General features: G+C 61.5%; 11 protein-coding genes and 2 pseudogenes. 9 read left to right on the forward strand and 4 right to left on the reverse strand.

Going from position 1 to position 13064, the window contains the following annotated elements; all coding sequences use genetic code 11:
* Positions 1-197: 197 nt before the first annotated feature.
* The 4 genes from HCC78_RS25825 to HCC78_RS25840 all read left to right on the forward strand — a co-directional run bounded on the left by HCC78_RS25825 (position 198) and on the right by HCC78_RS25840 (position 5542).
* Complete coding sequence (locus HCC78_RS25825; RefSeq protein WP_172331663.1) at positions 198-1223, forward strand: site-specific integrase; 1026 nt, start codon at positions 198-200, stop codon at positions 1221-1223.
* On the forward strand, positions 1220-3085 hold the full coding sequence (locus HCC78_RS25830; RefSeq protein ID WP_172331664.1) for a site-specific integrase: 1866 nt from the start codon (positions 1220-1222) through the stop codon (positions 3083-3085). Before HCC78_RS25825 ends, HCC78_RS25830 begins: the two co-directional genes overlap by 4 nt.
* Before the next feature lie 770 nt (positions 3086-3855).
* A complete protein-coding gene (locus HCC78_RS25835) occupies positions 3856-4200 on the forward strand; it encodes a hypothetical protein (RefSeq protein ID WP_172331665.1) in 345 nt (114 codons plus the stop codon).
* A gap of 313 nt (positions 4201-4513) precedes the next feature.
* Positions 4514-5542 (forward strand): replication initiator protein A, encoded by a 1029-nt coding sequence (locus HCC78_RS25840; RefSeq protein WP_172331666.1) that lies wholly within the window; start codon positions 4514-4516, stop codon positions 5540-5542.
* A gap of 29 nt (positions 5543-5571) precedes the next feature.
* Here the strand turns inward: HCC78_RS25840 and HCC78_RS25845 are convergent, their stop codons facing one another.
* The 4 genes from HCC78_RS25845 to HCC78_RS25860 all read right to left on the reverse strand — a co-directional run bounded on the left by HCC78_RS25845 (position 5572) and on the right by HCC78_RS25860 (position 8231).
* Positions 5572-5802 carry a hypothetical protein gene (locus HCC78_RS25845; protein ID WP_172331667.1) on the reverse strand — a complete coding sequence of 77 codons (231 nt, stop codon included), beginning with the start codon at positions 5800-5802 and terminating at the stop codon, positions 5572-5574.
* A gap of 151 nt (positions 5803-5953) precedes the next feature.
* On the reverse strand, positions 5954-7141 hold the full coding sequence (locus tag HCC78_RS25850) for a Fic family protein (RefSeq protein ID WP_172331668.1): 1188 nt from the start codon (positions 7139-7141) through the stop codon (positions 5954-5956).
* Between the two features lie 188 nt (positions 7142-7329).
* Positions 7330-7593 (reverse strand): hypothetical protein, encoded by a 264-nt coding sequence (locus HCC78_RS25855; protein ID WP_172331669.1) that lies wholly within the window; start codon positions 7591-7593, stop codon positions 7330-7332.
* On the reverse strand, positions 7590-8231 hold the full coding sequence (locus tag HCC78_RS25860) for a ParA family protein (RefSeq protein ID WP_172331670.1): 642 nt from the start codon (positions 8229-8231) through the stop codon (positions 7590-7592). Before HCC78_RS25860 ends, HCC78_RS25855 begins: the two co-directional genes overlap by 4 nt.
* 609 nt (positions 8232-8840) lie before the next feature.
* On the opposite strand from HCC78_RS25860, the pseudogene HCC78_RS25865 reads away from it, so the two are divergent.
* The 5 genes and pseudogenes from HCC78_RS25865 to HCC78_RS25885 all read left to right on the forward strand — a co-directional run.
* Positions 8841-9263: pseudogene (locus HCC78_RS25865) on the forward strand (plasmid pRiA4b ORF-3 family protein); the annotation flags it as partial.
* A 68-nt stretch (positions 9264-9331) separates the two neighbouring features.
* A pseudogene (locus HCC78_RS35000) lies at positions 9332-9505 on the forward strand (IS5/IS1182 family transposase); the annotation flags it as partial.
* 227 nt (positions 9506-9732) lie between these two features.
* Positions 9733-10326: a restriction endonuclease subunit S gene (locus HCC78_RS25875; RefSeq protein ID WP_253949366.1), complete on the forward strand. Its 594-nt coding sequence runs from the start codon at positions 9733-9735 to the stop codon at positions 10324-10326.
* Positions 10326-11843 carry a type I restriction-modification system subunit M gene (locus HCC78_RS25880; protein WP_172331671.1) on the forward strand — a complete coding sequence of 506 codons (1518 nt, stop codon included), beginning with the start codon at positions 10326-10328 and terminating at the stop codon, positions 11841-11843. Before HCC78_RS25875 ends, HCC78_RS25880 begins: the two co-directional genes overlap by 1 nt.
* The gene (locus tag HCC78_RS25885; protein WP_172331672.1) at positions 11836-13062 is read left to right on the forward strand and encodes a restriction endonuclease subunit S; all 1227 of its coding nucleotides are present in this window, start codon (positions 11836-11838) and stop codon (positions 13060-13062) included. Before HCC78_RS25880 ends, HCC78_RS25885 begins: the two co-directional genes overlap by 8 nt.
* The last annotated feature ends 2 nt before the right edge of the window (positions 13063-13064 follow it).

A 13064-nucleotide genomic window follows, 5' to 3' on the forward strand; every position in this document is an offset into this window, starting at 1 on the left:
TAATGTCCAGCCCCGGAAACCCCATGAAAGGAGAATGTTACTTGTTGCCTCCTGAAAATGTAATAAATGGCAAAACATTGTCATCATTGATAAAATCAATTCCACATAACAAGGGATATGTGGAATTGAACCCATCCCCAGTGTCAATCTGCTATAATCGTTCCGGCGGAATTTCAAGGATCTGAGTCGGTATGCCAATGTATGCTGTAAAATGGGATGCGCCCGGATCGCCGCATGCGATCGCCCTGGCCTGCGATTGGCTCCAGTTCCGGAGCGATCTCGAAGCTGCCGACAACACGGTCCAATCCTACTGCTACGATCTGCAGGACTACTTCCGGTTCTGCCATCGCGCCGGCATCGACCCGCGGGACGCCAAACCGGTCGACATCCGGGCCTATGTACGGCACCTGGCGGAACACCGCTACCGGACGAAAGGTCAGAGGACGCCGGCCACGCCGCTGTCGAAGGCGACGAAACGGCGCCGCTTGAACACAGTCAAGATTTTCTACGACTTCCTGGAACACGAATTGGACGGATTCAAGAACCCGGTCGCGTTGCCTTCGGGCTCCACGCGACCGAGGAGGACTGCGGGAATCAAGCATTCGAAGACCGACATCATCCTTCCCTCGGCCCAGGACTTCGAGCGCTTCATGCGCTGCGCGGCAGAGGATACGCTGCGGAACCGCCTGATGGTCGCGCTGGCTCTCGATTGCGCCTTGCGCCGGGAGGAGCTGACGACTCTGGAAACGAAAGACATCGACGAAAAGAAGATGTCCGTGACGATCCACGCGGAAAAATCGAAATCACTTTTCACCCGGACCGTTCCGTTTTCGCCGATTGTCCTTTCCCTCTACCGCCAGTACCGCCAGCAGCGGAAGAAGGACGGGCTGGATGGCGAATCATTCATTCTCCTGTCGGACTCGAACCGGAACTTCGGGAAGCCAATATCGAAATGGGCCTGGAACAAGGTCGTGGAAAAGCTCCGGGAGGCCGTGGGGTCGGACGCCATCGCGACCCATGTCTTCCGGCACATGAGCCTGACCGGTCTTGCCGCTGCGGGAGTTCCAGCGTCCCTCCTCGCCAAGTTCGCTGGCCATTCCCATATTTCATCGACCGCACCCTACATCCATTTGTCCGGCCGTGATTTCGGCTCCAATTTCCGGTCCGCCATGCAGAAAGCCCGGGAGAAGCAGCTCGGCCATTTAACGGAGAAGAAGAAATGAGCGGCAGATCCTGCATTCAGAACCGGAAAATCAGGGCATTGACCTCGGACGAAATATCGCAGGTCCGGGCGGCGGAAGTTTTCTTCCGGGAGCGGAGGCCCAAGGAGAAAATGCCGGAAACGGTTGCCTGGATATTCGCCCCGGCACACGAAGCGATATCGGCACTCAAGGTGAAGTGCCGCAACATCAATCTTGTCCGCGGCCATATATTGCGGGACGTCGCCCTGCGGAAGAGCGTCTACTGGTCCTGGAGCGACGAAGAATGGATCGAGACAATCTGCAAGTATTCTCTGGATCGAAAGGCGGGAGAACCCAAAAAAAAGTGGAGCGCCAGAAGCGCTCTTCTCGCCATCGCCGCCTATACCTCAGATTTCCGTTCATTCGAGAAATTGGGAAGGTTCAATGCCAGGTTCCTGGCCGAGCGGCTGGTCGGCAGAAAGACAATCGATGCCTGCCTGCAGGAGGTGGAACTCCGGCGGCGCGCGGCAGGGTTCTCCGCGGGCGCGATGGAGACCGAGGTCGCGACCGCCCTCCAGGTCGCGCTGCTCATGTCCCGGGCAGCCACGTGCATGGACATAAGCTACGAGATTCTCGACCGGATCCGGAACGGGTCCGCACGAAGTTGGGGCCGGGGCGCTGCCCATCTCATCCGGCTGCTCTTCGACGCTCCCGCCGAACGTGCTCCTACGACCGAGCGGGCAAAAGCCAGGCCCGACGGCCTTGCCGGGGTGCCACGCGCGTGGGCAATCGCAGTCGAAGACTGGGCCGGGAACGCAAGCGGATCCGCAGTGACCATCCTCAATTACCGCAATTCGCTGCTCCGGACCGGCCGGTGGCTGCAGGCAACGCATCCTGAAGCCGGCAATCCGGCCGACTGGAGCCGCGAGGTCGCGATGGCCGCCCGGGGTATGGTGCGCGGCCTGAAATACGGTGATTTCGTGGCAAAATACACCGGCTCCAGGGAACTCATCGGCCAGCCGCAGCCGCCCGAAAGGAAGCGGTGGCAATTTTCGGCGCTCAGGAGATTTTTCGCCGACCTGGAGAAAGCGGGGATCAGGATAAGATTTCCGTACAAGGATATTTTCCGCTTGCCGAGAAATATCGCTACCGGAGCCAAGCATTCCCCGAGAGTCATCGACGAGGAAATATGGACGAAACTGATTTCGGCGGCAATGGAACTGGCCTATGAAGACCTGCCAAAATTCACATCCAGCATTGCCTACTATCCGATAGAAATGGTGAGAGCCGCAGCCCTGGTCTGGCTTTTCGCCGGCCTGCGCCGCAGCGAGCTGCATCGCCTTCCGCTGGACTGCATTTTCAACGCACGCGACCTGTTTCCGGGAATCGAGGAAGATTCGCCTCTTCTCGTTGTTCCCGAAATCGGAAAATCGCGGAGATATTTGAAGATGATATTTCCGGACGCCGTGGAGGCAATCGAGAAATGGAAGGAAGTTCGCCCGCCGCATCCGAAAATTCCGGATCCGTATGACGGAAAGATGGAGGATTTTCTTTTTGTCCACCGGGGAAAGCTGCTGTCGAAAAGATACATCGGCGAGAGCCTCATTCCGTCGCTGTGCCGCAAGGCGGGAATCGATCCCGTCGACAGCCGCGGGCCCATCGTGCCGCACCGGGCACGTTCGACGATGGCGTCGGAACTCCGCGGCGCGGGACTGTCGCTGGAAGAAGTTGCAATCTGGCTTGGCCACACTGCCGGGGAGTCGGCATTGCACTACGTGCAGGCCGTCATCGGCGAGGAGAAGGAGCTCGAATACGTCGAAACGGAATGGAACAGGCTGCTTGCAATGCTGCTCGGAGATGGCAGCCTGGAAGGTCTTGACGGGAATGCAACCGAAATCGCCTGAATGCGTCCTCCGGGCATGTGAAACTGGCTCTGCCCGGGCGGTGGAGGTCCGGCCTTTCCGGGCTTCTGCCGCAAATGTGCGGCGCGGCACGCCGCGGTAGAGGACACCCCCGCCCGAAAGACCGCAGGAATGCAGCATCGCAGGATGCCTGCCATTGTTGCGGCTCGATCTAGCGGAACCGCCGAAGCTTGCTCCGGAAACAGCCGGGGAATCCAGTCTCCGGAGAGGCGCGGCGAGAAGTTCAGGACCGGTGGCGAACGGCTGGTCCCGGCGCGGAGCGCCCCGGCGGCGATCAGTGCAGCGGAAACCTTCCGCGTCTGACGATCCCCGATACCGATAAGCCCGGGCAGTGCTGCGCGCTCGATCCGCCCCAGGAACAGCGCTTCGCTGCGGCGCGCATCACCAGCTCCAGTGCCGGTAGCAGGCGCCCTGCCCCGGTCTCCCGCGTGCACCAGGCCAGGATGCGCTCCCTGCGCTCCCTGCGCTCCCTGAGCTCCTGTGGCCGCATCAGGCTCTCCATGAACCGGAGCTGGTCGAAAAACTGGATGTGTCACCTCTGTATGCGGAGGAGCCGCGCCCGACCTCCGAGGCACCGCGCAACGACCGCGGCATCTACGGGCTCGTCGATCACGAGGGGCAGCTTCGCTACATCGGCTCGACCAGCGCGGCGGCCGAGAACCTCCGCAAGCGCATCCATTACCGCCACCGCACGGGTTCCGAGGGATCGAGCCACTATTTCTCCCGCGGTTACAATACCGGCCGGATGTGGCGTGACCCCGGCAACGCGGCGACCCGCGCGGATGGCGATGTCGCCAAGCAGCTGCGCAACGCCTTCATTGCCGATCACTGCCGGGCTGGAGGCCGAGGCCCTCGCCATCGTTCTGCCGGAGACTATCGCCTGGAACCGCCGCGGCACGGAGATCTGCGCGAAACCGGTGGCTCTGGTCGATGAGACCCTCGCCCGGCTCGGCTGGTCCGGCGCGAAGCTGGCCGCGATCGAGCGGCAGCGCCTGAGGTCGATCAAGGCCGACATCCCGGGCGCCTTCGCGCGCTGTCCGCCGCAGTCCCTGCCGTACCGCCGACCTGTGGGGGTTGGCTGGCTGCCTCTGACGTAGTCTCCATTGGTGCTGGACATGCCCAATCTTTCGGCTTCGCCAAGGCTCGCCAAAACTTATCCACAGGCGCCATGTGTTAAATAAGTGTTAGATCTGTGTTACGCAAAAAAAAGTGCGATTTTTCTATTTTAAAACAGAATCTTGCGGACACCCCCCGTGTGTAGAGTGTCGTTGGAGCGTGTGTAAAGTGGTGATTCGGCGTGTGTGAAGTGTCGTTTCTGCCGTATCCGTGTGTGAAGTGTCGTTTCGAGCTTGTCCGTGTGTGAAGTGTCGTTGTATCCTACCCCGTGTGTGAAGTGTCGAAAGGCTGCCGATGTCGGACTCCCCGCTCCTCCCGGACCGCCACCCGCAAGGCGATTTCTTCGTCTGCGATATCTTCGATGCCGCGCCGAAGGGGGATATCGGCTCGATGGAGCATCCGATCTTCTCGCTGGCGACCAAGCCCGACACGCGGGTGCGCCGCTATGAGAATGGAGGCGTCACAATCGAGGTGAAGCCGTCGGTGGACGGGCTCGCCACCGTCCATGACCGCGACGTGCTGATCTACTGCATCTCGCAGCTGATCCGGGCGATGGATGACGGCCGCGAGATTTCTCCTGTTGTCCGCTTCCAGGCGTCCGACTTGCTCAAGGCGACGAACCGCATGACCACGGGCCGGGGCTATGCGCTGCTCAAGGGAGCGATGGAGCGGCTCGCTGGCACGCGCATCTCGACGAACATCGCCACCGGCGGCCAGGAGACTTTCGAGACCTTCGGCCTTATCGAGCGGGCGTCCATCGTGCGCGAGACCCGCGAGGGCCGCATGCAGGAGGTCGAGATCAAGCTCTCGGACTGGCTCTTCAATGCCGTATGCGCGCAGGAGGTGCTCACCCTCAGTCCCAACTACTTCCGCCTCAGGAAGCCGCTGGAGCGGCGCATCTATGAGCTGGCCCGCAAGCATTGCGGACGGCAGCCGGAATGGCGGATCGGGCTGGAAAAGCTGCAGCGAAAATGCGGCTCCGGCTCGACGACACGCGAGTTCCGCCGCTTGGTTTCGAAGATCGCCGAGGAGGACGAGCGCCACGGCTACATGCCCGACTACGAGATCCGTTTCCTCGAGGAGGCAGACATGCTGGTGGTGCGCAGCCGCGGTACTGTTGCCGCTGAGGTGACGGACGAGGTGACGATCCCGCCGCTCGACCCGGAGGTTTACGATCTGGCGCGCGGGGCGGCACCAGGTTGGGACATTCGCATGATCGAGGCCGAGTGGCGGACCTGGGCGACCGAGGCACCGAAGAACCCGGAGATGGCCTTTCTGGGATTCTGCCGGAAGTGGCAGGAGCGAAGGGGCGCGCCGCGATAGAAACAACGAAAGTCTAGGAATATAGTATCCTAGGAATTCTTTATTTCTAGCTTTTCACTAATTTCGCAAAGCACTCCAAGGATAAGGCCACAGAACAGCATCGTAGCCCCCTGCCGGAGAAAAAGTCCCGATTGTTTCATTGAAGCCCGGTCGGAATCCGGGAACAGGGTAGGCCCTACGAAGAACGACGCGATGATGGCTACGCCGCCAAGCGCAACGGCTAGAAAGGCCACGCGCTGGCCAATTTTCGTGAACGTCATTCCAGTCTCCTCAGAGTCGCAAGCCTTCAGTTGAGCTTGTCCTTAGCACCCGACACATAGTCCGGCCGCAATTTGTTGATGCCCTTACCAAAGGTTACATCATCCTAGAAAACTAGGTTTCTAGGATTTCTCCTTCCGGGAATTCCGAATTTTACTCCGGAAACAGCCCAGGCATCCAGTTCCCGGCGAGGCGCGGCGAGAAGTTCAAGACCAGCGGCGACCTGCTCGTCTCGGCGCGGAGTGCCCCGGCGGCGACTAATGCCGCGGAGACCTTGCGCGCCTGCCGATCGCCGACACCGAGAAGCCCCGGCAGTGCCGCGCGCTCGATCCGCCCCAGGAAGAGCGCCTCGCGCATCACCAGCTCCGATCCCGGCAACAGTCGGCCTGCCCCGGTCTCCCGGGCACACCAGCCCAGGATGCGCTCCCTGAGCTCCTGCGGCCGCATCAGGCTTTCCATGAACCGGACCTGGTCGATGCAGGTTCCGAGGAAGAACTCGGCAAACTCCGTCAGGCGCTGCTCGGAGAGGTTGCCGCGCCCGTCGGTGCCGCCGTGGCGGGGCTCGTCGGCGGCCATCAGGCGGCGCTTGTACTCGCTCTCCTGCCGTGCCAGCCCGCGCGACACCGACCAGAGCCCGCCCGAGCCCAGCGTCTGCAGCAGGAGCGCGTGCGATACCATCCGGGTGACCCGGCCATTCATGTCGAGAAACGGGTGCACCCAGTTCAGCCGGTGATGCGAGCAGGCGATGCCGAGCACCGCATCCAGTCGTCCGCGCATCCGGTGCATCCGGTGGATATGGGAAAGCAGCCTCGGCACGGCGCCGGGGCTGGGGGCCACATGGCGGCCGACCTGTACGTCGCGGTCGCGGAAGGCGCCGGGCGTGATCCGCAACCGCGTGCCTTCCGGTGCATCGAGCCATAGCAGGTCCTCGGGCAGGTCGGTGCAGAAGCGGCGGTGGATCTCCAGAAGGGATTCCGGCGCCAGCGGGTGATCGGGAAGCCCTCCCCCGTCGATCCAGGCCTGGACGCGGATATGAGCGCGCGCCTCAAGCTGCAGGTCGCGCTTTTCCGGATTGGCGCTGAAGTCGTCATTCAGCGCGCGCTCGATATCGACCGGATGAGTATAATGTCCTTCGATCAGGTTCGAGTAGTAGCAGTTCATCGCCCGGATCGCTTCGGCCAGCGGCGCGCGCATCCCCTCGGGGATGGCGCCGCGCAGCTCGGCGGCGGCGTCGGTCAGTTCCAGCACGAGATCGTTCAGCTGCGGCCGGTGCTTCGAGGCCTCCTCCGGAATGAGGGGCTCGACGATCGTGATGGCTTCGCCGCGGTCAGGCAAGGTCATGGCCGGTTCCAGTTCCGGTTCTAGGTCCGGATCGGATATCCTAAGGTGCCCAGATTTTACAGGGAAAGATCCAAGATGATGCGGCCTGACGAGCCGCACGAAAGTCCGGTTCCCGTTCCGCATGTCTCCCGTACAGGATTGCAGCATTCTAGGCTCTCCTTTTCCTAGGATGCTGCAATGATAGCATTCTATGCCTTGCCGTACTTCTCTTCGAGCAACTGAAGTGCCTCGACCAGAAGATCCGGCACCCGCTTGCGGGTTCGGATGGCAAGGATTTCATAGCCGTCCGCTGTGCCGCGCGGGATGCGCTTGTTGAACTGCACCTTTTCGTGCTCGGCGATCTGGCTGAACAGTTCTCCTGGAACAGCAGTCTCCACGACCGGCGCCGCCTCGGCCTCAACCTCTCGGCGCCGCCGCGGCGGCTCGGCAATCTTCAGTCCCTTCGCCATCATGTCACCTCCGCCATTGCGCCGGCACGGTCGACTATGGCCTGCACCACCGCGACCACCTTGTCCTGCACCTTGGAGAACGGCACCTCGGAGGCAGCGCGTCCTTCGGCATGGGCCTGCCGGATCGAGGCCAGCTCGGGAAAGACCGGTGTCAGAACCGTCATTCGCGCCTTCTTCAGATAGGCGCGCGCGACGCGGTCCTCGGCATCCGAGCCCTTGGCGCGACAGAAGACGAAGAGCAGCCGGTCAGGCGCCACGCCGCCATCCTCCAGCTCGTAGGCTGCCTCGATCTGCGGTTCCATGTCGTCGAGACTGTAGCCCGTGGGCAGAAGCACCAGATCCGAGGCAGCGGCCATGTCGCGCCCGCCGCGCTCGGCATGGGCGGGGCCATCGAGGATCAGAAGGTCGTAGCGGTCGGCCTCCTTCAGCGCGCGCTCGACGGTGCGGAATTTCTCCACCGCGATGTCGGGCTGCAGCACCGCCTGGTCACGGCGCCCCTTCCACTTGGTCGAGGTACCCTGCGCCGGGTCGAGATCGGCGATCTTCACGGTCCAGCCCGACTTGGCGATCTCGACCGCCAGCAGGCGGGCCAGCGCGCTCTTTCCGACGCCGCCCTTCTGGGAAATCAGCGAAATGATCATGCTCTGCCTCTTCGTGTTTTCCGAAGGATCGGCGCTGATGTCCTTTCGGGCAAGGAAAAATCGCAGGATGGCAGGAACCTGCGTTCCTAAGGTCACAGAAATCTATAATCCTATAATAATAGGATTTTGTAGTATCCTTGCTTCGGCTGGCGTCGGCAGTGGTGCGCCTCTAGAACGGCTCTCTGACGTTGCTGCGGCTTCCGACCCGACAGCCTGCCGCCATGTCTGAAAATGCTTCCAGCATCAGGATTGTGCCTCCTCATGGGGCCACGCAGACCTGTGTTCTACCCGGGATGCAGCGTACCGGTATCGGCACAACCCTGATGCTAGCGATGGCAGAGAGTTCGGGTCATTCGGTGGTGGACGTGGGGCAGTGACTTGCGGCACCGGAAGAGGAAGGTATCCGGGAGCGGCCAACCCGCTCTCTGGCCGGTTATGAAGATATGATCCTAGAAATCTAGGAGTTGACGCATGCCCTTCTTCGCCTCGGGTAGACCCTCGACGGCATTGCTTCCGCAGTTTCGCGCTAACTGCTTGTGCCAGAGGATATGCACCTCGATTGTCTGTATCTGGACGATGCAGGCGTTCGTATAGAATAACAGCCATTTATGGGAATTCTTCGGCGGGGAAATCCGCTGGCGCGGCTACAAACCGGAATTCGACACGGGTGCGCAGTCGGCGCGGCGGGCAACTTTGGCCGAGCTGGTTGGGGCAGGGCAGGGGGCCTTCATGGTACATGGCTACGACTTCGGGGACGACTGGCGCCATCGTATCTCCGTGGAGGCGCGGGAGAAGGCTGAGCGGGGACGCCTCTACCCGCGGCTCGAAAACGCTACCGGCCGCAGCCCGCCGGAGGATGTTGGCGAGCTTCCCGGGTATGCCGGGTTTCTCGAAGCCATAGCAGACAGCCAGCACCCGGACCATGCTGCGACGCTGCGCTGGCATAGCGGGCCGTTCGATCCGCAGGTTCGCGTACTGTATAATCTGCACTTCAAGGTTCTGAAACAGGCTCGGAGACGGCGCCCGAAGTAATGCTAGCAGTTCAGCTTCCTAGGAAAATATGATCCTGCGAATCTAGCAAACTACGCCTACCGTGCCTGGGCCCTGACCGGGCAGTGGAATTCACCTCCGACCGCGAGGGCGACAGTCCCGTCCTTCCGGACCTTCTCGACCAGAACCCGGAGGACGAAGAGATCGGCATCGTCACTGGAGATGACGCCTTTGACCCCCGGCGGTGCCATGCGGCGATCCTGACGCGCGGCGGCACGGCGGTCAGCCGAAATCTACATCCGCATCGCTTCATGAACTGCTTCAACGCCCTCGGCGCCGCCGAGATCGAACGCGTGGCCTTACGTCTGTCACTAGGGCTCGAGCCATTCCCTCTCGTACTGAAGTACCAATCCTTGCATTTTTCTCTGTAGGTAAAAAACTGCAACTCGATCGGTTGACCCGCTGAACGGCATCGCTTACATATCAGTAGATCAATCTACAGAGGTTTTCCATGATGCGGCTCTCGGAACTCTCCGACATTCACTCCGGATACACGGCGCGCGGAAGACTCGATCCTGTGCCGGAGGGCGGCGTGCCGGCATTGCAATTGCGTGACGTCGGAACGACCGGCGAAACGCCGGGCCCAGATTTCCAAAGATACGACCTGAGCAAGCTGTCCGACCGGTACTTTGTCCGCGGCGGGGAGGTGGTATTCCGCTCACGTGGCGAACCGAATGCTGCCGCGGCAATCCCCGATCCGCTGCCCGAGCCCGTCGTTGTGATCGTCCCATTGGTGATCGTTCGCCCCGACAGGAGCCGCATTCTCCCGGAATACCTGGCTTGGGCCATCAATCAGCCTGATGCGCAACGCCAGCTTGGCGCGGAAGCTCAGGGCACAAGTCTAAGGATGATCCCGAAGGCCGTTCTCGAAAACCTCGAGATCGCTGTGCCCGAGCTGCCCACACAAAAAAGCATCGTCGAACTAAATGCCCTTGCCCGGCAGGAGGGGCAGTTGCTCCGCCTGCTCGCTGCTCGCCGGGAGAACCTCCTGAGCGCCATCCTCGGTGAGGTCGCGAAGGCTGCCGACCAGAAGGAAATTGCCTGATGACCGATCAGATCACCCAACAGCAGATCAACCAGACCGCCTGGGCGGCTTGCGACACCTTCCGTGGTGCCGTCGATGCTGGCCAGTACAAGGACTACATCCTTGTGATGTTGTTCCTGAAGTACATTTCGGACCTCTGGAACGACCACCTCGAGACCTACCGTGAGCAGTATGGCGACGATGAGGCCCGCATTCGCCGACGCCTTGAACGCGAGCGTTTCATCCTGCCTGAAGGCGCCAGCTTCTACGACCTCTACGCACAGCGGAACGAGGCCAACATCGGCGAGTTGATCAACATCGCGCTCGAGAAGATCGAGGATGCGAATCGGGCCAAGCTCGAAGGCGTCTTCCGCAACATCGACTTCAACTCCGAGGCCAACCTCGGCCGCCCGAAGGACCGCAATCGCCGCCTCAAGAACATGCTTGAGGATTTCGCCAAGCCCGCGCTCGACCTGCGCCCATCGCGGGTGACCGAGGACATCATCGGCGAGTGTTACATCTACCTGATCTCGCGCTTCGCCTCGGACGCCGGGAAGAAGGCGGGTGAATTCTTCACCCCTGCGCCTGTGTCGCGTCTGCTGGCCAAGCTGGCCGCGCCGCAGCCCGGCAACACGATTTGCGACCCGGCTTGCGGGTCTGGCTCGCTGCTGATCCAGGCGTCGAAGGAAGTCGGGTCCGAGAACTTCGCCCTCTACGGGCAGGAGGTGAACGGGGCGACCTGGGCACTGGCCCGGATGAACATGTTCCTGCACGCCAAGGACGCCGCGCGCATCGAGTGGTGCGACACGCTCAACAGCCCGGCGCTGGTCGAGGGCGACCACCTAATGCGCTTCGACGTGGTGCTCGCAAATCCGCCGTTCTCGCTCGACAAGTGGGGCGCGGAGGATGCCGACAGCGACCAGTACAAGCGCTTCTGGCGCGGCGTGCCACCCAAGTCCAAGGGCGACTACGCCTTCATCACCCACATGATCGAGATCGCCAAGCGGCAGTCCGGCCGTGTCGCGGTGATCGTGCCACATGGCGTGCTCTTCCGGGGTGGTGCCGAGGGGCGTATCCGGCAGCAGCTGATCGAAGAGAACCTGCTCGATGCGGTCGTCGGCCTGCCCGCCAACCTGTTCACCACCACCGGGATCCCGGTCGCCATCCTAATCTTCGACCGCTCACGCGAGGAAGGCGGCGCGAACGAGGACCGGCGCGACGTGCTGTTCATCGACGCCAGCAAGGAGTTCACGCCGGGCAAGACCCAGAACGTGATGGACGAGGCGCATGTCACCAAGGTGCTGGAGACCTACGCCACCCGCGCCGAGGTCGAGCGGTATTCGCACCGGGCGAGCCCGGAGGAGATCGCCGAGAACGGCTATAACCTCAACATCCCCCGCTACGTCGACACCTTCGAGCCGGAGGAAGAGATCGACGTTGCCGCTGTTCAGAAGGACATTGTGCGGATCGAGGCGGAACTGGCCGAGGTTCGGGCGAAAATGGCCGGGTATCTGAGGGAGCTCGGCATTGATGCGTGAATTTGCGCTTGGTGAGCTATTGGAGATCAAACATGGCTTTGCGTTCAGCAGTCAGTACGCAAGTGACGAGCCGACGGACTATGTTCTCCTTACTCCAGGTAATTTCCACGTTGAGAAGCGTTTGTACTTCGGTCCAAAGACTAAGTTCTACGATGGTCCTATTCCCACAGATTACGTCCTGAAGAACGGCGACATACTGGTTGTCATGACCGACTTGACCAAAGACATGGCAATCCTTGGCAATGCGGTCGTTCTAAAGTCCGAACTTCCTGTATTGCACAACCAGCGTATCGGTCTCGTCCAGATAAAGAACCCGAGCGGTTTGGATCGCGGTTTCCTTTGCTGCCTTTTGAATTCCGATTTGGTGCAGCGACACGTTAGAGCAACGGCCTCGGGCTCCACAGTACGACACACTTCGCCAAAAAGAATTCTCGAAGTGCCGGTTGGTATTCCTGCGCTCTCCGAACAGCGCAAGATCGCCGAGATCCTGCGGACCTGGGAAGAGGCGCTCGAAAAGCTCACCGCCCTCCGCGCGGCGAAGGAGCGTCGGCTCGGCGCCCTCCGCGCTGCATTGCTGTTCGGGAGACTCCGCCTGAAGGGCCTCCGCCACAACTGGGCACCGACCCGGCTGGAGGCGGTGACCCAAGAACTGACAAAGCGGAACGGTGCCAAGGGTCTCGGCCGGGAGTGCGTCATGGGCGTCACCAAGGCAGAGGGCGTCGTCCCAATGCGCGAGCAGACCATCGCCGCCGACATCAGCCGATACAAGCGCCTGCCGCCGCGCGCTTTCGCGTACAACCCGATGCGCATCAATGTCGGGTCCATCGCCATGAACGAGCGCGAGGAAGCGGCACTGGTCAGCCCAGACTATGTCGTCTTCGTCTGCGACGCCGACGGGCTAGACCCCGACTATCTCGACCACCTGCGCAAGACATCCTGGTGGGCCCACTACATCAACAGCGGCGGCTCGGGCAGCGTTCGGCAGCGCACCTATTATGCCGATCTCGCCGCGCTGAAGTTGCCGCTGCCTGACCTAGACGAGCAGAAGGCCATCGCCGCGGTCCTGAACACAAGTAGGGACGACCTCGCCGCAACCGAACGCGAAATTGAAGCCGTGACCCTACAGAAACGCGGGCTGATGCAGAAACTGCTGACGGGCGAATGGCGCGCACCCCTCGAGCCAACCCCAACCACCGAAGAGGCCTCACATGCCGGATAAGA

The organism is Mangrovicoccus sp. HB161399 (assembly GCF_013184745.1).
Taxonomy (GTDB): domain Bacteria; phylum Pseudomonadota; class Alphaproteobacteria; order Rhodobacterales; family Rhodobacteraceae; genus Mangrovicoccus.

Coding starts and splice junctions, on each gene's coding strand:
- HCC78_RS25885 (WP_172331672.1), top strand. CDS start 11,836: ATGCGTGAATTTGCGCTTGGTGAGCTATTGGAGATCAAACATGGCTTT.
- HCC78_RS25830 (WP_172331664.1), top strand. CDS start 1,220: ATGAGCGGCAGATCCTGCATTCAGAACCGGAAAATCAGGGCATTGACC.
- HCC78_RS25875 (WP_253949366.1), top strand. CDS start 9,733: ATGATGCGGCTCTCGGAACTCTCCGACATTCACTCCGGATACACGGCG.
- HCC78_RS25840 (WP_172331666.1), top strand. CDS start 4,514: ATGTCGGACTCCCCGCTCCTCCCGGACCGCCACCCGCAAGGCGATTTC.
- HCC78_RS25825 (WP_172331663.1), top strand. CDS start 198: ATGTATGCTGTAAAATGGGATGCGCCCGGATCGCCGCATGCGATCGCC.
- HCC78_RS25880 (WP_172331671.1), top strand. CDS start 10,326: ATGACCGATCAGATCACCCAACAGCAGATCAACCAGACCGCCTGGGCG.
- HCC78_RS25845 (WP_172331667.1), bottom strand. CDS start 5,802: ATGACGTTCACGAAAATTGGCCAGCGCGTGGCCTTTCTAGCCGTTGCG.
- HCC78_RS25860 (WP_172331670.1), bottom strand. CDS start 8,231: ATGATCATTTCGCTGATTTCCCAGAAGGGCGGCGTCGGAAAGAGCGCG.
- HCC78_RS25850 (WP_172331668.1), bottom strand. CDS start 7,141: ATGACCTTGCCTGACCGCGGCGAAGCCATCACGATCGTCGAGCCCCTC.
- HCC78_RS25855 (WP_172331669.1), bottom strand. CDS start 7,593: ATGATGGCGAAGGGACTGAAGATTGCCGAGCCGCCGCGGCGGCGCCGA.